Source organism: Amycolatopsis azurea DSM 43854, from assembly GCF_001995215.1.
In the GTDB taxonomy this organism is placed as follows: Bacteria; Actinomycetota; Actinomycetes; order Mycobacteriales; family Pseudonocardiaceae; genus Amycolatopsis; species Amycolatopsis azurea.
In genome coordinates, this window is sequence record NZ_MUXN01000013.1 from 172,070 (window position 1) to 198,048 (window position 25,979).

At 70.1% G+C, this 25,979-nt stretch carries 15 protein-coding genes; 4 read left to right on the forward strand and 11 right to left on the reverse strand.

Going from position 1 to position 25,979, the window contains the following annotated elements:
- Position 1: 1 nt before the first annotated feature.
- Positions 2–853, forward strand: a complete 852-nt coding sequence (locus tag B0293_RS18180) for a class I SAM-dependent methyltransferase (RefSeq protein WP_005154436.1) — start codon at positions 2–4, stop codon at positions 851–853.
- 17 nt (positions 854–870) lie between these two features.
- On the opposite strand, the gene B0293_RS18185 is transcribed toward B0293_RS18180, so the two are convergent.
- The 10 genes from B0293_RS18185 to B0293_RS18230 all read right to left on the reverse strand — a co-directional run bounded on the left by B0293_RS18185 (position 871) and on the right by B0293_RS18230 (position 20,478).
- A complete protein-coding gene (locus tag B0293_RS18185; protein WP_005154434.1) occupies positions 871–2,796 on the reverse strand; it encodes a TNT domain-containing protein in 1,926 nt (641 codons plus the stop codon).
- Between the two features lie 40 nt (positions 2,797–2,836).
- The gene (locus B0293_RS18190; RefSeq protein ID WP_005154433.1) at positions 2,837–6,013 is read right to left on the reverse strand and encodes an ADP-ribosylglycohydrolase family protein; all 3,177 of its coding nucleotides are present in this window, start codon (positions 6,011–6,013) and stop codon (positions 2,837–2,839) included.
- Positions 6,014–6,041: 28 nt separating this feature from the next.
- Positions 6,042–8,300, reverse strand: coding sequence for an ADP-ribosylglycohydrolase family protein (locus B0293_RS18195; RefSeq protein WP_005154432.1), 2,259 nt, complete (start codon positions 8,298–8,300; stop codon positions 6,042–6,044).
- Entirely contained in the window at positions 8,301–9,770 is a 1,470-nt protein-coding gene (locus tag B0293_RS18200; protein WP_005154430.1) for a TNT domain-containing protein, read from the reverse strand.
- Positions 9,771–9,775: 5 nt separating this feature from the next.
- Positions 9,776–10,192, reverse strand: coding sequence for a hypothetical protein (locus B0293_RS18205; protein ID WP_005154429.1), 417 nt, complete (start codon positions 10,190–10,192; stop codon positions 9,776–9,778).
- Positions 10,189–10,644 (reverse strand): hypothetical protein, encoded by a 456-nt coding sequence (locus B0293_RS18210; protein WP_005154427.1) that lies wholly within the window; start codon positions 10,642–10,644, stop codon positions 10,189–10,191. The genes B0293_RS18205 and B0293_RS18210 overlap by 4 nt, the downstream gene beginning before the upstream one ends.
- Positions 10,641–18,185 carry a WXG100-like domain-containing protein gene (locus tag B0293_RS18215; RefSeq protein WP_052014365.1) on the reverse strand — a complete coding sequence of 2,515 codons (7,545 nt, stop codon included), beginning with the start codon at positions 18,183–18,185 and terminating at the stop codon, positions 10,641–10,643. The genes B0293_RS18210 and B0293_RS18215 overlap by 4 nt, the downstream gene beginning before the upstream one ends.
- 10 nt (positions 18,186–18,195) lie before the next feature.
- Complete coding sequence (locus B0293_RS18220) at positions 18,196–18,525, reverse strand: WXG100 family type VII secretion target (RefSeq protein ID WP_005154422.1); 330 nt, start codon at positions 18,523–18,525, stop codon at positions 18,196–18,198.
- Positions 18,525–19,100, reverse strand: a complete 576-nt coding sequence (locus B0293_RS18225) for a YbaB/EbfC family nucleoid-associated protein (protein WP_005154420.1) — start codon at positions 19,098–19,100, stop codon at positions 18,525–18,527. Before B0293_RS18225 ends, B0293_RS18220 begins: the two co-directional genes overlap by 1 nt.
- A gap of 106 nt (positions 19,101–19,206) precedes the next feature.
- Entirely contained in the window at positions 19,207–20,478 is a 1,272-nt protein-coding gene (locus B0293_RS18230) for an MFS transporter (protein WP_005154419.1), read from the reverse strand.
- Between the two features lie 209 nt (positions 20,479–20,687).
- On the opposite strand from B0293_RS18230, the gene B0293_RS18235 reads away from it, so the two are divergent.
- Positions 20,688–21,269 carry a YqgE/AlgH family protein gene (locus B0293_RS18235; RefSeq protein WP_039916602.1) on the forward strand — a complete coding sequence of 194 codons (582 nt, stop codon included), beginning with the start codon at positions 20,688–20,690 and terminating at the stop codon, positions 21,267–21,269.
- On the opposite strand, the gene B0293_RS18240 is transcribed toward B0293_RS18235, so the two are convergent.
- Entirely contained in the window at positions 21,266–21,688 is a 423-nt protein-coding gene (locus B0293_RS18240; RefSeq protein WP_005154416.1) for an SdpI family protein, read from the reverse strand. The genes B0293_RS18235 and B0293_RS18240 overlap by 4 nt on opposite strands.
- Before the next feature lie 65 nt (positions 21,689–21,753).
- Here B0293_RS18240 and B0293_RS18245 point away from each other — a divergent pair, with 65 nt between their 5' ends.
- Together B0293_RS18245 and leuS are read left to right on the forward strand one after the other, a co-directional pair.
- Positions 21,754–22,902: an esterase-like activity of phytase family protein gene (locus tag B0293_RS18245; protein WP_039916600.1), complete on the forward strand. Its 1,149-nt coding sequence runs from the start codon at positions 21,754–21,756 to the stop codon at positions 22,900–22,902.
- Between the two features lie 170 nt (positions 22,903–23,072).
- Entirely contained in the window at positions 23,073–25,919 is a 2,847-nt protein-coding gene (gene leuS, locus B0293_RS18250) for a leucine--tRNA ligase (RefSeq protein WP_005154411.1), read from the forward strand.
- Positions 25,920–25,979: the final 60 nt, after the last annotated feature.

Here is a 25,979-nt window from a genome sequence, read left to right on the forward strand (position 1 = left end):
CATGAAGAAAACGGACGTCCTGGTCAAAGCGCTCATCGCGTACCGCGGCGGTGACCAGGCCAAGGCAGCGGACCTCGCCGGAAGTGCCGGATCCACGCTCGGCGTCGAACTGCACCGGTATCTGACCGAAGGCGGCGGAGGAGGTGTCTACGACCAGCCCGCCGCGTTCACCGCGTTCATCCGCGGCGGCGGGAACGTCAAGCTCTACCGGCAGCTCAGCGCCATGCTCGCGCGGCGCTACGGGAGCGTCGGTTCCCTGCTCGACCTCGGCTGCGGCGACGGGCTCGCCGTCGTCCCCGCCCTCGAACAGGCGGACCGGCAGCCCGGCCGGATCGACCTGGTCGAACCGTCGAGCGCGCTGCTCGCCGAAACGCGCAAGCACCTCGACGGCACCCACGGCCTCCACACCTGGGAGGCCACCGCGCAGGAGTTCCTCGCCCGTGACGACGACAGGCAATGGCAGCTGACGCAGTCGACCTTCGCGCTCCAGTCGATCCAGACCGCCGAGCGCACCGAGGTCCTGCGGACGCTCCGGCCCCGGACCTCGTGCCTGGTGCTCGCCGAGTTCGACGTTCCCGAGTACGACGAAGACTCCGACGAGTACCTGATCTCCCTGGTCAAGCGCTATGAACGCGGGATCTCGGAGTACGGCAAGGAAGCGTCGCTGGTCGCGCAGGGGTTCCTGCTGCCGGTCCTGCTCGGCCTGGTCGAACCGGGGGCGGGCCGGACGAACTGGGAGCAGCCCGCCACCGACTGGGCCTCGCAGCTGAAGGAGGCGGGCTTCACCGGCATCCGGATCGAGCCGCTGGCGGACTACTGGTGGTCTCCCGCGGTGCTCATCACCGCTTCCTGAGTTTGGCCATTACCGCACTAAACGCGGGACAGCGCGCCGGATTCGAGGTGCTGGGCGAGCGGCCGGGGCAGCACGTAGGCCACGGCCCCGCCCGGCGCCCCGTTCCACGGCGCGGTGATGCCGGTGACCACGCGCAGCGGACGCAGGACGCGGTACAGCCGCCGCTCCCGTTCGCGTTCCGCCGCGAGCGACGTCTCGGCGAACCTCGCCGTCTCGGTGTGCACGAGGTTGCCGGTCTCGTTCCCGAACCGCTGCACCGTGGTGCCCGCGGGCAGGACGACGATCCGCTTGCGGCGGAAGAAGTTCAGCGGCGGCTCGCCCCGCAGCGGCAGGATCGGCCAGTCGGCCGGGTTGTCGGCCTCCTCGTTCGCGCCCACCGCGGCCCGTGCCGGGTACAGCAGCAGGGTGCCGAGGAAGAACCGCGCCGCCTCTTCGAGGGTCGCGAACGCCACCGGCTCGTCCGTCGGCGGCCGTGAGACCTCCCAGCCGTTCTCCGCGCGGCGCAGCGTCCAGAGACCCGGCTCCGGCACCGCGTTCGCGCCGATCCGGTAGGACGTCGGCGCCACCCCGTGTTCGGCCAGCCGCTGGTGGAGGACTTCCAGCACCTCGGCGGCCCGGATGTCGCGGACCGGTTCGCCGTCGCGTTCGACCCGGGCGCGGACGCTTTCGTCCGGCAGGTCGGCGGCGGTCTGCGGCGGCCGCGGCTTGCCGGCGATCTCCGCCTCGGCGGTCGCCCGCACCAGTTCGCCGACCGGCGGCGGCCGGAACCCGGCGGCCCGGATGTGCTCGACCAGCTCCGGCTCCGGCGGCACCCCGTACTTCCGCAGGTAGTGCGGCACGGCCGCGGGCCAGATCCAGACGCCGTCGGTGTGGAAGGCGTTCGGCACGTCCGGCGGGCCGTTCGGGGTGAAGATGTCGGGCTGCGGACCCGGCCGGGACACCGCCACCGGCGAGCGGAAGAGGTAGTCCAGGACGCCGCGCATCATGTCCGGCGGCACCGGCGGCCGGTTGACGACGGGACGTTCGCCCTCGTTGTGCGCGTCGGCGACCTTCGCGTGCCGGAACACGGTGTCCAGCGGCAGCCCGGCCTTGGCCGACAGCCAGGCCGGGACGTGCTTCGGGTCGCGCGGGAAGATCGCGAGTTCGGTCGCGTACGTGCGCGGCGACGGCTTCCCGCCCTCGTTCGGCGCGATCCGCCAGGTCGGTTCCTGTTCGGCGTCGAAGTCGAAGTCGAAGTGCGACTCCGAGTCCAGCGTGAAGGTGCCCTGGAACCAGGTGCCGGTCTCGGGCTGGTGCATCGCCGCGCGCAGCCGCGCGAACAGCGAGCCGAGCTCCGGCGGGGCCGCGAGGGACACCGACACCGGGCCGTTGCCCTCGTCGCCGACCGAGCGGACCTCCAGCTCGGAGTAGTCGCCGACCTGCCGGAACTGGGCGCCGACCCGCTGCCAGCCCGGCGGCAGCACCCGCAGCAGCGTGCGTCCGATCGCGCGCAGCAGCGGCGGCTGGTCGCCCGTGCCGATCTCGGGCCGGGCCTCCGGCGACTCGACGAAGTCGTGCCTGGTCTGCCACAACGCCGTCAGCCGCGACGGCGCGGCCGTGGTCGAGAAGTCCGTGAGGCCCAGTTCGGCCGCGCGGGCCGCGTCCTCGCCCGCCCAGCGCAAGGTCAGGTCGCCACCGCCGGTCTGCGGCGCGACCTGGAAGTGCTCGTCGTCGAACCGCCCGTACGACTGGAGGCTGAAGGTCACGCCGACCTCGCCGTTCAGCACGACCCGCGCGGGCCGCCCGTTCCAGTCGCGGTCGAAGCCCTCGGGCGCCGCTTCCCCCGGCGGCGCGATGAGCAGCAACGTGCCGTCTTCGGTCGACCGCTGGGCCGCGAAGACGGTGTCCCCCCATACGGCGTACAGGCCATCCGGCCGCTCTGCCGCTTGAACCCGGTAACGCACTTCGTGTCCCCTCCCCAAGATCCCCAAACCGGAGGTCAATCTAGTGGGCCGGATAGCGGGTGTACCACCGGTCGTCACCCGGGGCGGTCCCGCCGAACTCCGCGAGCGCGTCGTCCGCCAGCTGTCCGATCACTTCGGCCAGTTCCAGCTTCTCCAGCCAGTCCGTCCGCAAGGCCTCTTCGCCGTACATCGCGCCCACGAGGTTTCCGCAGACCGAGCCGGTCGAGTCGCTGTCGCCGCTGTGGTTCACCGACGCGAGCAGCGCGGCGTTGGCGTCCGTCGTGGTCAGGGCGACGTAGACGGCGATCGACAGCGCCGTCTCGCCCACGTTGCCCTGGCCGAGCGTCTCGATCTTCTCGGGAGTGGGCGGACCGCCCTGTCCGGCCAGCGCCAGTGCCTGATCGAGTGCTTCGCGCTGCTCCTCGGCACCCCTGCACCACTCCAGCTGGTCCTGGGCGACCTTCACCCCTTCGAGCAGCGAACTCCCCTTGAGGAGCTCGTGCACGATCACCGCGAGCGCGGCCGCCGAGAGATAGCCGCTCGGGTGACCGTGGGTGAGCGCGCCGCTGACCATGCCGGCGAAGAACACCTTGTGCCGCTCGCTCGACCACAGGGCGAGCGGGGCGGCCCGCATGACCCCGCCGCTGCCCTTGGAGTTGTTGACCGGCCGGTCGATGCTGCCCATCACGCCGGACTTCCCGTAGGCCTCCAGCTCGCTGAAGCAGGTCAGGCCGGGAGCGCGACGGCTGAAGAGGTCACGGTGGCCGATCAGCCAGCCGTCCGGCTCGGCCAGCTCCGACTTCGGGCCGCGGGCGCGGGCCCAGTCGACACCCTGCGTGTGGAGCCAGCGCTGGTAGGCCATCTGCACCGACCGCGCGAAGTGGACTTCTTCGCCGGTCCGGCGCTCCTGGGCGTGTGCCCGGATCATCGCCTCCAGCGTGAACAGCGTCATCTGGGTGTCGTCGGTGAACTTGCCGACGCCGCCGTACGCCGGGATGAGATCGGTGATCCCGTCCGGTCCGGCGATCTCCCGGATTTTGTCGATGGAGTCGAATTCGGTCTTCGCGCCGAGCGCGTCACCGATCGCCCCGGCGAGCAGGCTGCCGCGCCAGCGGGAGCGGACGGCCGGGTCCTTCAGCCACGTCGTGTGGTCCGGCTCCGGCGGCGCGCGGTCCGGTTCCGGCTCCGGTCGCGCCTCGCGCGGGTAGCGCCTGGTGTCCCAGATCTGCCGCTCTCCCGGCTCGCGTTCGAGGCCGAAGCGATGGAAGTAGAAGTAGGCGTCGGTCGCGATGTCCTCGACGAGCCCGAGGTCGGTCAGCGCCGCGACCCGTTCGCCGGGCAGTCCGGGAACGCCGGTGCGGGCTCCGGTGAGCGCTCCGGTGAGCGCGGCGATCACCGGACCGCCGCGGGCTGCGAGGGTGAGGGCCGCTTCCGGCTCGTGTCCGCGCTTCATGGCCGCGAACAACGCCCTGGCCAGCACGGACACCGCGCCGCGACCATCGCCGATGCCGTCGAACTGTTCGGCGTCTTCGCCGCCGAAGTCCTTGTGCAGCGCCACGACGGTCTTCGCCGCTTCGAGCACCGCGGCGTCGAGCCGCTCACCGCAGTCTTCGAAGTAGACGTCCGGGTCTTCGACGAGCGCTTCGAGGTACGCGTGCAGCGTGCGGTTCAGGTCGCCGGTGGCGTTCAGCCGCCGGAAGAGGATCGCGAGGAACTCGGTGCTCGTCATGACGTCGGCGGGCGCGCCCGAACCGACCAGTTCGCGGACCACCTTGATGACGTAGTGCCCGTTCAAATGACCGGAGGCGCCGACGGTCACCGAAGCGGCGAGCGCCATCGCCAGCATCGACGAGAACTCGGCCGGTGCGGAGCCCGCGTGCGCGGTCACCTTCGTGATCCAGCTGTCGGGTCGGCCGCCGGGCGGCATCGACGCGGGGAACTCGCGCTCACCGGCGACCCCGGGCAGCGCGCGGATGACCGATTCGGTGTGGAACAGCAGCTGGCGGGTCAGCCCGCCGAGCGCCGCGCCGGAACCGAGCGAGTCGCCGAGCGCGAAGCCGATGTAGGCACCGACGATCCGGAACCAGGCCTGGGACTGGTCGTCCATGTCCCAGCTGAAGAACTTGCCGAAGTCCCAGGCCGACGGCCTTTCGTCGCCGTCGGAGGTGTACTTCGTGACCAGTCCGTGCGCCCAGAGGTCGGCCGGGAGCTCGGGGGCCTGACGGTGTTCGAAGCGGGCGCGCGCCGTGGCGACCGCGAGCTCGAACGCGCGACGGTAGGACTCGATCTCTTCGACGGTGAGTTCGAAGCCGTTCTTCAGCGCCCTCTTCACCATCTGTTCTTCGCTGACCGTCACCCGCGCAGGCGACTTCGCCGGCTGAGGCCTGGGCGTCTCCTTCGCGAGCTCTTCCAGCTTCTGCAAGGCGAGCATCCGGCCCGCCTCGTGCCCTTTGTCGATCGAGAGGGCGACGCCGTCCGTCTTGCCCAGCTGCCCGACGATGAAGGCGATGATGTCCCGCGGCTGAGTCCGCAGGAACCGGACGTGCTTCGGGTTCCTCTTCGGCAGGGAGGTGACCACGAAGAGGATCAGCATCGTGCGGTCTTGGGAGACGTACTGCGCCGGCTTGTCGTCTTCGTAGGCCATCAGGAAGTCGAGGTCGAGGACCGCGGCGTAGAGCTCGTCCAGGTCGAACCAGCCGTTGTAGTGGTACTGGAACGCCTTCTCGGCGACCGAAGCCGGAACCGGGAGGCCGTGGTAACCGGGACCGGGGCGGTGGTCGGGGTTCTCGCGGACCGCGCCGGTCGGGTGGCCGTAGAGCGTGCGCTGCTCCCAGCGGAGCACCGCGCCCTTCGGCACCGGGACGGCCGCGAACGCTTCACGGTCGTACTCCGGGTCGGTGACCTCGGCCCATTCGGTGAAGCCGTCCTCGACCGGTCCGTCGGTCACCGTCCCGTTGCCGGTGGACGACGCCATGGCCGCCAGGTCGAGCCGGATCTCGCCGCCGTCCTCAGGGACGAACGCGACCGGGCTGGGGAACAGCCCGGTGCTCGGGTCGGAGCCGTCGATCCACCCGACGGTGTTGTACGTGACGTTCCAGCCGCCGGTGGCGCTCACGACGTGGTCGGCGCGGACGCGCAGTTCCGCGGCGCCGCTCCGGTCCCCCGGCAGGGTCCGCAGCCACTCCTCGACGCGGCCGGCGGCTTCCTCTGCGTTCATGCTCCCCATCCTCGCCAATACACCCCGTTCACCAGCGCGGGTACCGCTTCGCCCACTGGTCGCCCAGCACGCCGAACGCCGAATGCCGGTCGAAGTGCCAGAACGCGTCGGTGGCGATGTTCTCGATCAGGTACCGCAGCTCCAGCTGCTCGACCCACTTCTGCGGCAGGCCGGGGATCCCGGTCCGCGCCCCCAGCAGGGCACCGGCGATCGCGCCGGTCAGCGCGCTCCGGCCGCCGTGGTTCACCGAGCGCAGCAGCGCCTGCTCCGGGTAGTTCTCGAAGCCGGACAGCGCGGCGAACGCGCGGCCCAGCACGGAGAGCGTGGTCTTGCCGTCGCCGACGAGCTCGGGGATGCGCAGGTCGGGCAGCCCGTGCTTGCCGAAGAACGGCACCGCGTCGGCGACCACCTTCTTCAGCTCGGCCCACACCGGTCCCCGCTGGTCCGGGTTCGCGTCGGAGAAGATCTCGCGGGTCAGGTTCCAGATCGGGTAGCTGAACGCCTCCGACGTCAGCGCCGGTTCGAACAACCAGGTCAGATAGGTCGACGCTTCGAGGTCGACCTCGTTCGGATGGGTGATGCCGACCAGGCTCCGCACCGCCTGGCGCGAACCGCCGCTGAGTCCGCTGCCGTGGCCCGCGCCCGTCATCGCCGCGGGCAGCGCCGAGACCAACGCCTCCGGACCGGACATCGGCACCGCGTTCGGCGCGACCGTGGCCAGGGCGTACATGGCGTTGAGCGCCGCGTCGGAGGTGCCGTCCGCCTCGCGCCGGACCTTCAGCTCGGGGACCTTGACCAGCCAGCCGTCCGGGTTCTCCAGCGGCGCGCCCTGCGTGTAGAGCCACCGCAGGAGCGCGTTGCGGGCGACCGTGCCGAGCGCCTGTTCGGCCTCCCGCGACTCCGGCTGCTCGCGGTGTGGGCTGCGGATGACGGCCTCGGTGGCGAACAGCAGCCGCTGGGTGAGCGGCCCGATCCGCCCCGGCAGGTCGTAGGCGACCTGGAGATCGGTGACGCCGTCCGGGCCGTAGGCGGCGTGGATCTCGTCGAGCCGCATCCGGTCGACGGCGGCGCCGAGCGCCTCACCGATCGCGAAGCCGACGTACGCGCCGGTGACCCGCTGCCAGCCGAACTTCGAGCCGGACGTGTCGCGCTCGAAGTACTTGCCGAAGGTGTCCAGCCTCGGCACGATCTGGCCCTCGTCGTCGTACGACGGCGCGAGACCGTTCGCGCGGAGGTCGTTCGGTCGTCCCGGCGGCGGCTCGGGCAGCTTCAGCCGTCGCAGCCACGACTGGCCGAGCACGGTCTTCTGGCATTCCTCGACGGTCAGTTCGAAACCGCGTTTGCGGGCCTTTTCGGCCGCGCCCAGCGGCAGGGCGACCGGCTCCGGAAGCCCCATCCGCGTCGCGGTGTCCTCCGCGATCCGCGCCAGGTCCTCCTGCGCCTCCGGGCAGCGGTCGGTGACGTCGACGGACGGCTCCCGGCGCGGGAAGCGCTGCGCGATCTCCGCGAGTTCGGCGCCCCCGACGTCCTCGAACGTCGCCGGGCCCCCGTTGATCACCAGGTTCGGCGGGGCCTCGTAACCGGCGAGCGTGGCGATGTCGACCTGCCAGTACCCGTGCTCGCGCGAGGGCAGGTTGCGGGTCGAGCTGAACACCTTGAGCTCGCCGCGGTCGGCGTTGAAATAGAACCGGCTGGTCTTGCCGGTCTCCGCGTCCGCCGGGACGTAGACCTCGCAGCGGAGCAGCCCGATCAGGAACAGTTCCCTGGTCAGCCAGCCGACGCTGGCGAACGAGAGCAGCGTCTCGAGTTTGTTCTGCGGTTTCGGGTAGCCGCGCCGGATCGGCCCGGCCCGGTATTCGGGGTTCTCCCGCTCCTCACCGGTCTGCTGGCCTTCCGGGCCGACCTTGACCCAGCCCGCGACGGCCTGCAGCGGCACCCCGAGGTGACCGAGACCCGATTTCGCGTACTCGGGATCGACGACCTCGCGCCAGTTCTCCTGGCCGGGGAACGCCACCGGGACGCTCAGCCCGCCCGGCTGCGGATGCGCCTGGCGCAGCTCGCCGTCCGGTTCGCGGACGATCACCGACGGCGGCGGGAAGATCTCCTTCTCCGCGTGACCCTCGTCGAGGTAGGCGATCGTGTTGTACGGGACCAGCCAGCCCTCGGGGATCCGCAGGACCTTGTCGTGGTCGACCCGCAGGCCGGCGCCGTCCGGGGCCGAGAAGTCCGGACCGTGCACCGCACGCAGCCATTCCTCGACCTTGGCAACCGCTTCCGCCGATTCCACCTACTCGATCCTCTCCAGGCTGCCGTCGGACACGTGTTCGGCGATGGTCTTCGCGAGCACGTGGGCCACCGCGCCGCCGGGCAGGTTCGCCCAGGGCACGGTGATGCCGGTGATCACGTGGAGCGGGCGCCGGAGCCGGTAGGACCGTTCCGTGTTCTCCCGTTCCAACGGCAGGGACGTCGTGGCGAACCGTACCCCGCTGTGATGCACCAGATTGCCGGTTTCCGCACCGAACCGCAGTACGACCGTACCGGCCGCCAACCGGCTGACGCGCTTGTTCCGCAGCAAGGTGAGGGGAGGCTCACCGGCGGCGGCCTGGATGGGCCAGTCGCCCAGTTCCTTCGCCGTCTCCAACGGCGTCTCGTGTCCGGCCGTCATCCTCGCCGGGTGCAGGAGGAGCGCCCCGAGCAGCTGCTGGGCGGCGTCCTCCAGGCGATCGAAGTACTTCGGCGTCACCGGGCCGCCGTCGGCGTGCGCCGCGACCTCCCACCCCGAAGCGGTGAAGTTGAGGCACCAGGCGCCGTCGGCGCGGTTGCCGATCCGGTACGCCTCCGGCCAGACACCGTGCTCGCCGAGACGGCGCACCAGTACGACGAGAAGCTCTTCGTCGGTCAGATCCGGGCTCGGCGCTGATTCCAGCTTCGCCGCGATGTCGCCTTCGGTGACCTTCACGTCCGAACGGCCGGGCTTCGGCCGGGGCGTCCCGAGCAGCTCGGCTTCGGCGGTGCGCCGCACCAGGTGCTCGACGTAGGGCGGCTGGTACTGCTGCGCGCGGATCCGGGCGACGAGGTCGGGCTCCGGCGGGATCCCGTATTTCCGCAGGTAGTGCGGCACCGATGCGTGCCAGATCCACCGGCCGTCGGTCTGGTAGGTCTCCGGGACCTCCGGCTCGGCGTCCGGGGCGAAGATGTCCTTGCCGAGCTCGGCGCCCGAGAGCACACACGGTTCGCGTTCCAGGTACTGCAGAATCAGCGGGACCTCGGCCTCGCCCAGCGGCGGCCGGTCCACCACCGGCGGTTTGCCCTCGACGTAGGCGTCGACGATCCGCGCGTGCCGGAACACGATCCCCAGCGGGAGTTGCGCGCGCAGCCGCCACCAGTCCGGGATGCGCTCGTCGTCGCGCGGGAACCTGCCCAGTTCGTCCGGGTAGTGGTTCGGCGCGGGCTGCTCGGTCCAGTGCGGTTCGGTGTCGAGCTGGAAGTCGAAGTCGAACGTGTCGTCCGGGCGGAGCGTGTAGCGCGCGTGCAGCCAGGTGCCGCGGCCGGGTTCGTACATCCCGGCCCGCAGTTCGGTGAGCAGCCCGCCCAGTTCGGCGGGGGTCGCGGTGTTCCGGCCGCGGAGTTCGGTGTGGTCGCCCGCCTGCCGGAAGGCGACCTCGGCCGGTGCCTTTTCGTCGGTGACGTTCGCGCGGACGAGTTTGCCGATCCGCACCAGCAGCGCGCGCTGAGTTTCGAGAGACGGTTGTTCCACGTGAATCATCGCTCTGCTGTCCGGCTCGCCACGGTGAAGGACGGCGGCTGCCCCGACGCCCGTCTGGCCAGCTCCGCCTCCCACAGGCCGTAGGTCCTGGTGCGCAGGCTGTGCACCAGCGCGAGCTCCTGCGGCGACCGGCCCAGCGCGCGGATGGTGTCGTACAGGGCGAAGATCGGCCCGCCGCCGGACAGGTTGTCGGCACGCGCGGCTTCGGTCTCCTGGACGAACTCGGCCTCGCCGATCGCGTCGATGTCCGAGGTACCCCCGGCGTGCAGCACTTCGTGCAGCCGAGTGTTGTCCTCGTCGAACTCGCCCGTGTCCAGATTCAGGATGTGGCCGGTCAACCCGCCGTCCGGCGTGGTGTCGATCCGGTAGGTCCGCGCGTAGTAGCTGTAGAACAGTGGCGTCCTGATGGTCATCGCGACTCCCCTTCGCGTTGGTCCTTCAGCGCGTGCTTCGAGCGGTACTGGAACGAGGGCGGCTCGCCGGCGTCCTGCCGCGCGAACTCCTCTTCCCACATCTTGAAGGTGCGCCGGTACAGCTCCTCGACCAGGGCCAGTTCCTCTCCGGTGATCCGGCGGCCTTCGTCACGCGCCGTGTCCCAAGTGGCGCGGACGGTGTCGTACAACGCGAAGATCGGCCCGTCCCCGGTGAGGTTCTCCGCCCGCTCACGTTCGGTCAGCTGGACGAACTCGTCCTCGTCGAGCGCGCTGATGTCCGAGGTGGACGTGGCGTGCATGACCTTCCGGAGAGGCTCGTTCTTCTCGGTGAACCGGCCCGTCCTGGTGTCCAGGATGCTGCCGGTCAGCCCGCCGTCCGGGGTTTCGTCGATCCGGTACGGCCAGGAGTAGTACTCGTAGAAGCGGGTCACGACGGGTCCTCCCGGAGGTCCTCCGGCAGCCCCTTTTGCAGGGCGTCCCAGAAGAACTTCCGCTCGCGCGTGAGCAGCGCGGCCTCCAGCAGGCGCTCCTCGGGCGACATCGGCCGCTTGCCGTCGTCGCGCGCGATCGTCTCGAAGTCCCGGCGCACCTCGTAGAGCGCGTGCTCGTAGGCGGCGACCTTGTCCATCTCCGCCAGGTGCAGCCGGAACTCGGCGATGTGGCCGTTGCTCATCCGCAGGTTCATCTGCAGGTCGCGATACCCGCTGTCCTGCGGTTTCGCGAACCGGTCCTTGAACTTGACGATCTCGATGCCCTCCGCGGCGTGCACCTGCCGGAGCGCCTCGTAGGCCTCGGCGACCGTCTTGAACTCGACCTTCGCGCCGACCAGGTCGGTGAGCTTGGAGACGTTCCCGTTGTATTCGGCGATCTTGGCGAGCGCCCGGTCCACGTTCTTCTGTTCGGTCCGCCAGCCCGGTTTGCCGTCTTCCCCGGCGACCTGCCGGGCGAGGTCGTTCAGCTCGTTCTGGGTCGGCTCCCAGATGGCGTTCAAGGCGTCCAGGAACTCGCGTTGCTTGACTTCGTCGTTCTCCCAGGCTTTCTTCCAGTCGGGCTGGAGCCGGTCGTCCTCCGGGATCCGCCGGACCTCGTCGGCGAGGTCCTTCGAGATCTCCCGCTGCTCGTCGGTCAGCGGGGTCGCGTCCGGGCCCCCGTTGTCCTCGAAGTCGTTCAGGATCTCGTAGCCGCGGGTGTTCACCTCGTCCACGGCTTCGTGCAGGATCGGGATCGCTTCGTCGTGCAGCATCAGGCTCGCGATGGTCTGCGGAGTGTGGATCAGCGATTCCCGCAGGTAGCCGTTCCGCTCGTCCAGCATCAGGTCGAGCAGTTCGGGGTGATGCGGCAGCCGCTCCCGGATGAACGCTTCCGTCGGGCCGAGGTCGTGCTCGACCCCGTCGGCGTCGGTGTACTTGACCTTCGCGTCGTCGTCGATGCCTCGGAGGGCCGCTTCGACGTCGTCGCGAGCGAGGAACTCTTCGGCCCGCTGCCGCGTGTCGGGATCGGCGGTGTCGAGGTCCGGGGCACGGTCGGGAGCGATGCCGTAACCGCCGTCTTCGCGGCCGAGCACCGGACGGCCGTCGGGACCGATCTGCGACGGCGGCAGCTCGTGGTCCTTGGCGAACGCGATCCGCGGATCCACCGGCGGATCCTGCTTCGCGAAGGCGATCCGCGGGTCCACCGGCTTGTCGGGGTGCGCCGACGGCGCGTCCGGCGTCCGCGACGGCTGCGTCTCCGGCACGCCGATGTGCATCAGCTTCATGCTCGTCGGCGGCTGCGGCAGGTTCATCAGCGCCCCGGACTGCGGGTCGATGAACGCGACGCCGTCACGGGTGTTCACCACCATCGCCACGTGGCCGCGCTCGATCCCTTCCGCGTCGAGGTACTTCACGGCGACCACGGCGTGGTGGTCGACGGCCTGCGTGCGCATCTCGCGGATCACCGTGTCGTAGTCCGCGCGCGAAGAGAACTCGCCGCCGAAGCGGCCTTCGATGTGCTCCAAGGTGCCGCGAGAGTCCATCTCGTGCATCAGGATCGGCTCGGCCGTGGCGTCGCGGCCGTGCAGCCGGTCCCAGTACGCCTCGGGACCGCGCGTGCAGTTCGAGTGGTACCCGTTCGCCATCGCGTCGGGGTCGTGGAAGTGCGGGTTGACCCCCGTCAGCTCCGGATGCCGGTCGCGGACGTAGGCGGCCTGCTGGTCCGGCGTCGCCGTCCCGGCGTGGATCGCCGCCTCGCTCGGCGGGTTCGTCGCGTGCGCGAGACCCGACCAGCCGTTCTCCGGCGAAGGCATCGGGATCGGCTGGGTGTCGTCGGCGGAAAGCTCGTCCTGACGACCGTAGGGCGGCTCCGGGCCGTCGTCGTCGAGGACGCTGGAGATCCCGCTCTCGACGGGCTCGTCGGGTTTGATCGGCGGCGTCGCCGGCTCGACCGGCCCGCCGAGCGCGGCCATCCGCTGCTCATGCCGGGCGCGCTCGAATTCCGGTGCCTCGGCGTCGTGCCGGGCCCGGCGTTCGGCGAGCTTCTGCTTCGTCGCCTCGGGGTCGAGGTAGCGGGGGTCGCCCGGGGCGATCTCTTCGGCGTGGATGACCCATTTGCGCTTGCCGGTCCGGGGATCGGTGACCAGCTGCTTGTCGTGCACCAGCAACTGCGTGCCCGGCCTCGACAGCGCCTCGCGCTCGCCGGGGTTCATCGCCAGCGCGGAGATGTCCTTGGCGGTCTTCGACTGGATGTGGATCTCGACGTCGTCGCCGAACTTCGACGACTGGAACTCCGGCGTCTTGATCGAGGCGCTGGTCATCGTCGGCTCGACGGTGATCTGGCCCTTTTCGTAGTGCGCCGCCGTCAGATCCGACATCCGGGCGTTGCCCTGGTAGCTGATCGCGCGGACGCTTTCACCGGTGAAGTCGGGGAACTCGTTGAGCCCGCTGACGACCGCCTTCGTGTTCGCCTGCGCGCGTTCGAAACCGGGGTGGTCCTCGCCGCGGCGGTTGGCTTCGTTGGTCTCGTACGCGAACTCGCCCGTGCTGTACCCGTGGACCGCGATCGCGCCTTCCGTGGAGATGTCCCGCAGGTGCGGGTGCTGCTCCTGGCGCTGCCGGACGGTCTCCGCGATGCCGTCGTAGATCTCCTGGCTCCGCACCGAATCGCGGACGCTCTGGTGTTCCTTCGACGTCGCCCGGTAGTCGTCGTCGAAGAGGTAGTCCTCGTCGAACCGCTTCGGCTCGGGTTCGGCTTCCAGCCGGTTCGCGATGCTCTGTTCCGGCTGTGCCTGGTCGGGGGCCCGCTCGGGGGCGGGCTCCGGGGTGTCGTCGCCCCGCAGGCGTTCCATCGGGGTCTTGGCGGGCTGCTCCGGTGTGTCGGCCTTCGGCGCTTCGTCCGCTTTCGGTGTCTCGTCGGCCTTCGGTGTCTCGGCCTCCGGGGCCTTGGTTTCGGGGGCTTTGGTCTCCGGCGCCTTGGTTTCCGGCGCCTCGGTCCGCACGTGCGCGGGGGCGTCGCCGCCACCGAGCGGCAACGTCCGGACCGGCGTCGACGCGTCGGGCAGCGAAGCCAGCCGTCCCGTCATCGGGTCGGCGAACACGACACCGTGCGAGGTGTTGATCGCCGCGAACAGCCTGCCGTCGGCCATGACCGCCGCCCGCGCGCCGATGGGCCGCTGGCCCACGTCACGCGCGACGTCGGCGATGCTGTCCTTGCCCTGCCAAGGCCCGCCGAGATCGGCGAGCCCGCCGCCGTGACCACTGGGTTTGGCGACGCCCTTGCCATCGGCCGTCTCGCCGTTCATCCGCTCTTCGAAGGCGACGAGCGATTCCGCGGCGTTGGTGCGGTGGCCGTTCTCCAGCCCCTTCGGGTCGTAGTAGCCACGCGTGTTGACCTCGCCGAAGCCCGGCGCGACCTCTTCGAGGAGCCGCACCTGTTCGCGGCGCCGCTCCATCTCGTAGTCGCTGTCGTTCCGGTGTTCGCCCGGCCGGTCCGACTTCGCGGTGTCCGCGTGGACGACCGGCGGGCCGCCGTCGGCGAGCGGCGTCGCCGATCCAGCCACGTCCGGCTTGCGGGCCTCCGCCGCGTCCGGGGAGTCGGAATGGGCCGGCTCCGGTGTCGTGTCCGGCTCGGCCTTCGGTGATCCACCGTCCAGCGCGGCGAAGTTCCCGCTGCCGAAGAGGTGCTTGTTCTCTTCCTTGAACCGGGCCAGTTCGGCTTCGTGCGCGGCCTTGGCCGCCTCGATGCGCGCGCTTTCGGCGTGGTTGAAGGCGCGCCGCTCCTCCATTTTCTGTTCGGCTTTGTCCTGCGGCAGATAGTCGTCGTGCCCGGGCGGGATCTCTTCCGCGTGGACCGTGAACTCGGGCAGCGTGTTGCCGTCGGCGTCCTTGGGCTGGACCGGCTTGCCGTGCTCGTCCTGGGGCCAGAAGTCGCGGTGCCACGGGGTCTTCTCGATACCCGTGATCTTCAGCTGGGTCGCCGAGCGCATCGCGGCTTCGCGCTCTTCCGGCTTCGCGGCCAGCGGCTCCAGGTCGCGGCCGGTCTTGGAGTGGATCCGGAGCTCGACCTCGCCGGGGAAGGTGCTTCGAGGGTGCTTGTCCGTGACCTTCGAGGTGCTCAGGACCTGCGGGTCGACGACCGTGTCGCCCTGCTTGTGCTGCCCGAGGAACGAGTGCATCGCGTCGACGTCGCCGTAGAAGTTGATGCGACGCGACACATGCCCCACGTACGGCGGCATTTCCTTGAGGCCGGAGTCGAGCGCGCGCGACATTTCGTGATAGCCGCCGTCGAGCGCGTCGCCGCCCATCCGCTGTGCCTTGGTGAGCTTCTCCGCGAATTCGCTGCGGGTGTAGCTCTGGACGGCCATGGCGCCGTCATCGGACATGCCCCGCAGAGACGGCGTGGCGTCGCGTTTGGCGAGTGCCTCGCGCCGCACCTGCTCGTGGCGCATCTCGCCGGTCTCTTGGTTGTACCGATGACTGTCGATCATCGTGTCCGTGATCGCGCGGTGGTCCGCGGGATCGGTCGTGTGGAACTTCTGGTCGTGCAGGTGGCTTTCGTCGAACCGCGGAGGCGGCGTTTCGCCGCGGTCCTGTGCCGGGACGTGCTCGCCCGGCTGATCCTGGGCGCGATCGGGCGCGTCGTTCGATTCGTGCCGCGGACGCTCGGCGGGCTCTGGGGCGTCGTGCTGCGGACGCTCCTGTGGCGCCTGATCCTGGGCGGGCCGATCCTGCGGCAGGTGCTCCTGAGCCGGCCGCTGCTGCTGCGGCGCGCGCTGCTCGGCGGGCCGCTGGTCCTGCGGCCGCTGGTCGTGCGAACGCTGGGCGGGCGGCTGCTGGGCAGGCGGCTGCTGTCCGCGCTGGTCCGGGTGCACCGGATTGCTCCGCGGGTCCTGACGAGGTGCCGGGACCTGCGGTCGTCCGTCCGGACGCGGTCCGCCACCTTGCTGCGGCGGCTGACCCGGGTGGTGGCCGGGCGGAGGCGGCGGCACGGGACCGCGGTTGCCGGGGAACGGGCCGTTGCCCGGCTGCGGGGGCCGCGGCGGAGGCGGCGGATAGCCCGCCGGACCGCGCTGGCCGGGGTGCTGACCCGGGTGCTGCCCGGGCGGCGGAGGCGTCTGCGGACGCGGCGGGACACCACCGTTCGGGCCGGGACCCGGCCTCCCCTGGTACCCCTGGGGCGGCGGTCCCTGCTGAGGCCGCGGCTGGCCGTGCGGACCCTGCTGCGGCGGTCCCTGCCTCGGCGGCGGGGCCTGCGGCGGTTGCTGGGGACGCTGCCGCGGCCCGCGGTCCTGCGGATGTCCGCCCTGACCCGGATGCGGGGGCGGCGGCTGCTGTCCATGGGGACGCGGACCCATCGGACCCGGCTGACCCTGCGATCCCCGAGACGGCATCGGTCCACCGCCACCACCAGGAGGCGGCGGCGGAGGAGGCGCGAAACCGCCCTGCGGGCCTTGCTGCATCGGCTGGCCCTGGAAGGGCGCCGGACCGGGCTGCTGCTGGTCGAAGCGCGGCTGCTGCGGTCCGCCGTTGCCGGCCAGACCGGCGGCCTGGACGCTGTCGTTCGGCCTGCCAGGTCGCGACGGATCGTGCCCGGGCGGAGGGAAACCACCGGGCGTCGGGCCGTTGCCCCCGGGCGCCATGCCGTAGCCGCCCGACGAGCTCGACGGCCCTGACGTGCTCGGACTCGGGTTCGACGCCATGCCGTACCCGCCGGACGACGACCCACTCGAACTCGACGGCGCACCCGTCGAAGCGGGCGCGCCTCCGGCCGAGGAAGGCGCTCCGGAGGAAGCGGCGGGCGGCATCCCGCCGGACTGTGACGGACCGGAAGCAGGACTCGGCGACGGACTCGCCGTCGGCGTCTGGGCGGGGCTCGCCGCGGGTGTCTGCGCCGGTGCCTGCGCCGCCGCTGGTGCCTGCTGCTGGTTCGCCGCCGCGGCCTGCTGCTGGCCGGAACCGGCGCCGTTGTCCGCGGCCGTCGCTGGAGCGTTGTGGTGGGTCTGCGCCGCGCGCTGACCGTCGCCGGTGCTCGCCGGGGCGTCCGCCGGACGTTCCGGAGCCTGCGTCGACGACTGGCTGACCCTGTCGCCGTCCGCCGCCCGCTGCGGGCCGTCGTCGGAACTCGGCGCGTGATGCTGCTGCGAAGCCTGCTGAGGTGCCTGGCTCCCGCCGTCCGAACGCGGTGAGGAATCGCCATCAGAGGACGAATTGCGAGCTTGGGACGCGTCGCCAGCGGAAGAATCGCCACCAGAGGAATCGCCATTAGAGGACGAATTGTGAGGTTGGGACGCGTCGCCAGCGGAAGAATCGCCACCAGAGGAATCGCCATTAGAGGACGAATTGCGAGGTTGGGACGCGTCGCCAGCGGAAGAATCGCCACCAGAGGAATCGCCATTAGAGGACGAATTGCGGCTCGACGAAGTGTCCGAGGAAGAGCCCGAGTCCGAAGAACTCGACGAACGCGAAGGCGTCCCGGAATCCCCGGAATCCCCATCCGGCGTCGAAGGACCATCGACGTCCGGCGTGGCGCTCGGCGTGTTCGCGGTGCGGATGTCGCCGATCTGGCTCTTCGCCCCGTCGACACCGCCGCCCACGGCCCCGCCGGAGGCGCCCATCAGAAGGTCCTTGGCCGAAAGCTTGTCCAGGTCACCGGTGACGGCGGCCTGCCCGACCGTGCTGGCGACGCCCTCGGCCGCGCCGCGCACGGCACCCCGCGCCGCGCTGTCGACGATCTGGCCGCCGACGCTGTCGGAAAGTCCCTTGGTGGCGCCCTTGCCGATACTGCTGCTGCCCGCGCCGACGACCCCGTCGACGGCACCGCTGATCGCGGAATCCTTGGTCTTGCTGAAGTCCCAGCTGTCGCGGTCGCCCTTGGCCATCTGGAGGCCCTGGATGCCCGCGTCCATGGCGAGGTTCATCGCCGTGTTCTGCAGGACCTCCTTGCCGATCTTCTTCAGGCCCTCCTTGAGAAGCTTCTCCAGGAGTTCCTTCGCGACCTTCTTGAAGCCTTCCTGCGCGAGCTTCTGCATCAGCTGGCGGAAGATCATCTGGACGGTCATGCGGGTGGCGATCTGCGCCGGCGCGATCCCGGCCGTCGAACCACCGAACGTCACCGCGGCGGCCGCGATCATCGCGACGATCTGCGCGGCCAGGATCACCAGCGAGATGATGATCATGTACTTCGTGTACTCGACGTCCAGCGCGGTCGCGTTGCACGAGTCACCGAGCGCCTTCGAAGAATCGGCGAGCGACTTGAAGTACGCCTCGTCGCCCTCGACGAACTTCTTCCAGGCCTCGGCGAACTTCTCCGCGCCCTCGCCGGTCCAGCCGCCGAGGACTTCGGTGGCGCCCTTGGTCGCGGTGTCGGCGATCGGCTGCACGGCCTTCGAGGCGTTGTGCCACGCGTCGCGCAGTTCGCGGAGCTTGTCCTCGTCGCCTTCCGGCCAGCTTTCCCCTACGACGATCGGCAAGAGCCACTTGACCGCGTCGGGCATCTCCATACCCACGGCGTCAGACCTTCTTGTCCAGCGTCGTCTTGATCTCTTCCTCGGCGTTCGTGAACGCGGTCATCGAGCGTTCGACGTTGTGCTGCATGCCGCGCAGCGCCTCGACGATGTTCGCGAACCCCTCGGACGAGCCCTTCGCGCCCGGCTCGTAGTCCTTCGCGAACTCCTTGCCGGCGTCGTCGTTGCCCCAACACTGGCCGAGCGAGTTGATCGCGGCCATCAGTTCCTTGCCCGCGTCGTCCAGCTGATCCGCGGCGATCCCCAGTTTGGCCGCGGCCGTCTTGACCGCATCCGGATCGGCGGTGAACCCGCCTCCGCCCCCACCGTTCGGCATCAGACTCCCCTGGTCAGCCAGCTCGAAGGCGGCTCTTCCTCGTCATCGTCCTGCGTCTGACGCACCCGCTTGGGAATCGGTTTCGGTGCCGGCGGCGCGGGCGGGGCCGCGGGCGCGGGCGGCGGCAGCGGGGCGTCGTCCTTGCGGAGCAACGGGTCTTCGAAGTCGTCGTCGGACTTCGCGGGCGCGGCCGGCTCCTCCTCTTCCGCGAGGAAGTCGGGGATCGACGGCATCAGCCCTTGCAGCGAAGGGGCACCTTCGATCAGGTCCGAGAGGTCCGGCAGGCCTTCGGTGATCGGGGCCATCAGATCGGCGACCTGCTGCTTGACCTGCAGCGATCCCTGCCGCACCAGGGTCAGAACGGTGTTGGCCAGCTGCGCGGGATTGGTGCGCTCGAAGGCGTTCGGCTGGATCTCGAGTTTCGCGAGCGTGCCGGTCGCGTCGATGGTGGCGCGGACGAGACCGTCCTGCGAGACCACCGTCGCGGACGTCTGGGAAGCGGCTTCCTGCGCGTCCCGGAGCTGGGCCGTCTGGCGCTCGAACTGTTCGAGCAGCGTGTCGACCTGGTCCTTCATGGCGGCATTGCGCGCTTCGAGGCGCGCGCTGTCATCGCCGGCCGTCGTCACTTGTGCCCCCGCGAGTACTGGATCCCGGGCATACGCCACCCGGTGTCGGTAAGCGTCACCCTAATGCCAACGGCGGCGCGGTATCACTCGTTCTCCGTTTTCGCACCGCGAGCAGGTGACCGGCGGCCCCGGCCAGGTAGAGGACGGTGGCCGCGATCAGCAGTCCCGGCGAGACGCCGTCGGCCGGGACCACCGTCGCGGCCAGCGAGACGGCGGCGACCTGGGTGATGTTGAACAGCGTGTCGTAGAGCGCGAAGACCCGCCCCCGCGCCTCGTCGGCGACGTCGAGCTGGACCGACGAATCGACACAGAGCTTGAGCACCTGTCCGGCGCCGGTCACCACGAACGCCGCGAGCAACGCCGTCGGGATCACCATCGGCAGCCCGAGCGCGGATTGCGCGACCGCCGCCACCACCAGTGCGCCCAGCACGACGCGGAGCCTGCCGAACAGCCGGATCAGCCAGGCGGTCAGCAGCCCGGCGACCAGGATCCCCGCCCCGGCGAACCCGGCCATCTGCCCGAGCCCCGTCATCCCGGCGGCGAAGTGGTTGCGCATCAGCAGCACGGTCACCAGCAGCGAGATCCCGTACGACGCGCGATGGGCGAACAGCGCGACGAACCCGGCCGTGACACTGGGCGTGCGCCAGGCGGCCTTCGCGCCGTCGGACAGGCCGCGGACGACGGCGAGGACCGGGTTCGGCGGCTCGTCGACCGTCGACGGCCCGAGCAGCCCGCGCCGGAACCCCGCGGCGAGGATCGCGGCGCCGATCCCGCCCAGCGCGGCGACGGCGGTGACCCACGCGGAACCGGCGTCGTCGGCGCCGGTGAGCTCCCGGAGGCCGATCGCGCACCCGCCGCCGACCACCGCGAGCACCGAACCCCACGTCGCCGCGAAGGCGTTCGCGGCGACTACCGATTCCTCCTCGACGACGTGCGGCAGCGACGCGGACAGGCCGGAGCCGATGAACCGGGAGACGCCTTCGGACGCCAGTGCCAGGGAGAACAGCCCGATCCCCGCCGCCCCCGTGCCCACGGCGACGGCCGTCGCGAGGATGGTGAAGGACCGCAGGAGGCTCGCGAAGATCAGGACCTTCCGGCGGTCCCAGCGGTCGAGCAGCGCGCCCGCGAACGGCCCGACGACCGAGTAGGGCAGCAGCAACGCCGCGAACCCGCCCGCCATGGCGAGCGCGTCGGCGGCGCGCTCGGGATTGAAGAGGACGGCCCCGGCCAGCCCGGCCTGGTACATGCCGTTGCCCCAGTGCGCGGAGAACCGCGTGTACAGCAGACGGCGGAAGTCACGGTCGCGGACGAACGCCCTGGTTGTCACGCGGGAAGCCTAAAGAAGGCGGTCGGTGTGCTTTAGGGTCGCCTCTCGGCGGCTATGCGCAGTGTGGCTCCAGCCGGACGGTATTCCACAAAGGCGGTTCTTCAGTGAGCCCGGGGGACACGGAAAGCACACCGACCTGATGTGTCCAACGGTGCTCGTGATGCTGTTGTTCCCTGGCCGGACGATTTGTCTCCACTCGAAGTGGGATCATGGCGGACGTGCCAGCGGACGCCGAGGTCGAACCGGGAACGCTCCTGGTCGCCGCCCCCACGATGGTCGATCCCAACTTCCGGCGGACCGTCGTGTTCGTCATCGATCACCGGGACGAGGGAACGCTCGGCGTGGTGCTCAACCGGCCGAGCGACGTCCCGGTGTACGACGTGCTGCCCAACTGGGGCGGCCATGTCGCGGAACCGCAGTCGGTGTTCGTCGGCGGTCCGGTCGAGAAGAAGACGGCGTTGTGCCTGGCCGCGTTACGGACCGGCGAGACGGCGTCCAGCGTGCCCGGCGTGATCGCCGTCCGCGGTCCGGTCGCGCTGGTCGACCTCGACACCGACCCCGAGATGCTGGTCCCGAAGGTCCGTGGCGTGCGGGTCTTCGCCGGCTACGCGGGCTGGGACTCCGGCCAGCTGGCGAACGAGATCGAACGCGACGACTGGGTGATCGTCCCGGCGCTGCCCAGCGACGTCCTCGCTTCGCCGCACCACGACCTCTGGGGACAGGTGCTGCGGCGTCAGGGCATCCCGCTGGCGCTGCTGGCCACCCACCCGGGAGACCTCCAGCGCAACTAGGCGGTGGCCGTGTCGGCTTTCTTGAAGACGCCGCAGGTTCCGCAGGCGCAGCCACTGCATCCGGCGGGCCGCTCCGGCTCGGGCTCGGGCACCGTCGCGGCGGCGCGGTTGCCGAGCACTCCCCCGCCCGCGACCAGCGCGACCATCCCGATCACGCCCACGAACGAGGCGAGCAGCAGCCCGAACGTCGTCGGCATGACCAGCGCGGCGATCCCCGCGAGCACGGCGATCGAGCCGCCCGCCAGCGTCGGGAGCCCCGCGACCTTGTTGCCGAGGCGGAAGGCGTCGTCGCTGCGCATGGTGGCGGCGGTGCGCACGCCCGCGCCGCGGTCACGCGGCAGCTTCTCGCGCAGACCGAGGAAACCACCCCAGGCGACGAGGACACCCAGCACGATCGGGACCAGCGCTATGACGAACACTCCACGAGGATAAGCGTGACGTCCCGGCAACCTGCCGGATACCCTGGTCGACTGTGCTACAGGCCATGTCACGCCGAGTCATAGCAGCCGCCCTGATCGGGGCCCTTCCGCTCACCCTGATGGCGGCACCGGCCGCCGAAGCGGGCCACCGTCCGCTTCGTCTCATCGGGGAACAGATCGTCCCGAACTTCCTGCCCTACGAGGGCACGATCGTCGGCGGCCTGTCCAGTATCGACTACGACCACCGCACCGGCGAGTACGCGCTGATCTGCGACGACCGGTCCGCCATCAACCCGGCGCGGTTCTACACCGCGAAGTTCACCCTCGACGCCAAGGGGCTCGGCCCGGTCACCTTCACCGGCACGAAGCCGCTCCTGCGTCCCGACGGCACGCCGTACCCGCCGCTCGCGAAGAACGACCCCACGCGGCCGCCGAACATGCAGACCATCGACCCCGAAGAGCTGCGTGTCGACCCCTGGACCGGCCAGTACGTCTGGTCGCAGGAGGGCGAGCGATCGGCGGCGGCGCGGATCGACCCGTCGATCCGTGAGGCGGAGCGCGACGGCTCCTACGTCCGCGACCTGCCGATCCCCGCCAACGAAAAGATGACCGAGACGACGGGGCCGCGGCAGAACCTCGCCCTCGAAGGCGTCACGTTCGCCGGATTCGGTTCGCTCGTCGTCAGCTCGGTCGAGGGCCCGCTGCTGCAGGACGGTCCGGAGTCGACCACGACGTCAGGGTCCCTTTCGCGCATCACCGTGCAGTCGCGGTTCGGGCCGGTCCTCGCGCAGTACGCGTACCCGCAGGAGAAGGTCTTCGCGGCCCCGAACCCGCCCGGCGGTTTCGCGACCACGGGCGTCTCGTCGCTGCTGGCCGTCGACCAGGCCGATCCGACGCGCTACCTGGTGATGGAGCGTTCGTTCGTCACCGGCGTCGGCAACAAGATCCGCATCTACGCGATCGACACCAAGGGCGCCACGAACGTCGCGAAGGTCCCTTCGCTCGGCGACGCCAAGGTCAAACCGGTCAAGAAGCGCCTGCTCGCGGACCTCTCGGACTTCAAGCTGTCCACTGTGGACAACGTCGAGGGCATGACCTGGGGCCCTCGCCTGCCCAACGGCGAGCGCAGCCTGGTCCTGGTCAGCGACAACAACTTCTCCGCGACCCAGGTGACCCAGTTCATCGCACTGGCGGTCCCCGCGGAACGGCTTTGACCAGGGCGTTAAACTGGACTCATGAACACGGCTCGGCTGCTCCTTAGCCTGCCGCGCTGAACTCGGCAGATCGGCCGGGACCAGCGCGGCGACCCCTCATGCCCTCCGGGCTGAGGGGTCGAGTTGTTTCTGGAGTGGCTTGACGTGGATGAGCACGGAGGATTTCGGCGATGAACCAGGCGAGCGAAGGCGCCGACTCGGCCCCTCAGCACCGTTACACCGCGGAGCTGGCGGGCCGGATCGAGCAGCACTGGCAGGACTACTGGTCCGACCACGGCACCTACCACGCGCCGAACCCGGTCGGTCCGCTCGCGGACGAGAGCGGCGAGGTCCCCTCGGACAAGCTGTTCGTCCAGGACATGTTCCCGTACCCGTCGGGCGCCGGTCTGCACGTCGGGCATCCGCTGGGCTTCATCGCGACCGACGTCTTCGCGCGGTACCACCGCATGATCGGCCGGAACGTGCTGCACACGATGGGCTTCGACGCCTTCGGCCTGCCCGCCGAGCAGTACGCGGTCCAGACGGGGCAGCACCCCCGCAAGACGACCGAAGAGAACATGGAGACCTATCTGCGCCAGATCCGGCGCCTGGGCCTGGGGCACGACGAGCGTCGCCGGATTTCGACGATCGACCCGGACTACTACAAGTGGACCCAGTGGATCTTCCTGCAGATCTTCAACTCCTGGTACGACGAGAAGGCGGGCAAGGCGCGCCCGATCGTCGAGCTGGAGACCGAGTACGCGCAGGACAAGCGCCGTACGCCCGACGGCCGCAACTGGTGCGAGCTGACCCGCGCCGAGCAGCTGGAGATCATCGACTCGCACCGGCTGGTCTACATCTCCGAGGCGCCGGTGAACTGGTGCCCCGGGCTGGGCACGGTGCTGTCGAACGAAGAGGTCACCTCCGACGGCCGCAGTGAACGCGGGAACTTCCCGGTGTTCCGGCGCAACCTGCGTCAGTGGATGATGCGCATCACCTCCTACGCCGACCGCCTGGTCGACGACCTGGACCTGCTGGACTGGCCGGAGAAGGTCAAGTCCATGCAGCGCAACTGGATCGGCCGCTCGCACGGCGCGCGGGTGTCGTTCGATTCCGGCGACAAGAAGATCGAGGTCTTCACGACTCGCCCGGACACGCTGTTCGGCGCCACCTACCTGGTGGTCGCGCCCGAGCACCCGCTGGTCGACGAGCTGACCGCCGCCACCTGGCCGGAAGGCGTCGACGCCCGGTGGACCGGCGACGCGGCGACCCCCGCCGAAGCCATCGCCGAGTATCGTGCCGCCGCCTCGCGGAAGTCCGAATTGGACCGTCAGGAGAACAAGGAGAAGACCGGCGTCTTCACCGGCTCCTACGCGGTGAATCCCGCCGACGGCAAGGAAGTCCCGATCTTCGTCGCCGACTACGTCCTGATGGGCTACGGCACCGGCGCGATCATGGCCGTCCCCGGCCAGGACACCCGCGACTGGGAGTTCGCCGAGAAGTTCGGCCTGGAGATCATCCGCACGGTGCAGCCGACGGAAGGCTTCGACGGCAAGGCGTTCACCGGCGACGGCCCCGCGATCAACTCGGGCTTCTTGGACGGCATGGCCGTCGACGAGGCCAAGAAGACGATGATCGGCTGGCTGGAGGAGCACGACCACGGTCGCGGCACCGTCCAGTACAAGCTGCGCGACTGGCTGTTCTCGCGCCAGCGCTACTGGGGCGAGCCGTTCCCGGTGGTCTACGACGAGGACGGTCAGGTCCACGCGCTGCCGGACAGCATGCTGCCGATCGAGCTGCCCGAGGTCGCCGACTACTCGCCGGTGACCTTCGACCCGGAGGACAAGGACAGCACCCCGTCCTCGCCGCTGGCGCGCGCCACCGACTGGGTCGAGGTAGAGCTGGATCTGGGGCAGGGCAAGAAGACCTACCGCCGCGACATCAACACGATGCCGAACTGGGCGGGTTCCTGCTGGTACCAGCTGCGGTATCTGGACCCCACCAACCCGGACGTGTTCGTCGCGCCGGAGAACGAGGAGTACTGGGTCGGCCCGCGTCCGGCCGAGCACGGCGTCGACGACCCGGGTGGCACGGATCTGTACGTCGGCGGTGTCGAGCACGCGGTGCTGCACCTGCTGTACTCGCGGTTCTGGCACAAGGTGCTGTTCGACCTGGGCCACGTGTCGTCCAAGGAGCCGTACCGGAAGCTGTTCAACCAGGGGTACGTCCAGGCCTACGCCTACACCGATTCCCGCGGCGTCTACGTCCAGGCCGACCAGGTCGAGGAACGTGACGGCAAGTTCTTCTTCGGCGAAGAAGAGGTCAAGCAGGAATACGGCAAGATGGGCAAGAGCCTGAAGAATGTCGTGACCCCTGACCAGATGGCCGCCGATTACGGCGCGGACACCTTCCGCTTCTACGAGATGTCGATGGGCCCGCTGGACGTTTCGCGGCCGTGGGCGACGAAGGACGTCGTCGGCGCGCAGCGGTTCCTGCAGCGGCTGTGGCGCCTGGTCGTCGACGAGGAGACCGGCGAGCTGCGAGTGTCCACTGTGGACGCCACGGACGCGGATCGCAAGCAGCTGCACAAGGCGATCGCCGGTGTCCGCGAGGATTACGCGGAACTGCGGTTCAACACGGCCGGCGCGAAGCTGATCGAGCTGAACAACCACGTCACCAAGGCCTACGGCGCGGCCGACGCCACGCCGCGGGAACTGGTGGAGCCGCTGGTGCTGATGCTGGCGCCGCTGGCCCCGCACCTGACCGAGGAGCTGTGGAAGCGCCTGGGCCACGCGGATTCCCTGGTGCACGGGCCGTTCCCGGTCGTCGACGAGAAGTACCTGGTCGAGGACTCCGTGGAGTACCCGATCCAGGTCAACGGCAAGGTGCGCTCCCGGATCACCGTGCCCGCCGACGCGGGCAAGGACGCCGTGCAGGCGGCCGCGCTGGCCGACGAGAAGGTCGCCGCCCTGGTCGGCGACGGCACCCCGCGCAAGGTGATCGTCGTGCCGGGGCGACTGGTCAACATCGTGCTGTAGCTAGGTGGCCGAAAGGCGCCAGCGTCGAGGGTCATGAGGCGATTCGATGGAGTTGTTCAA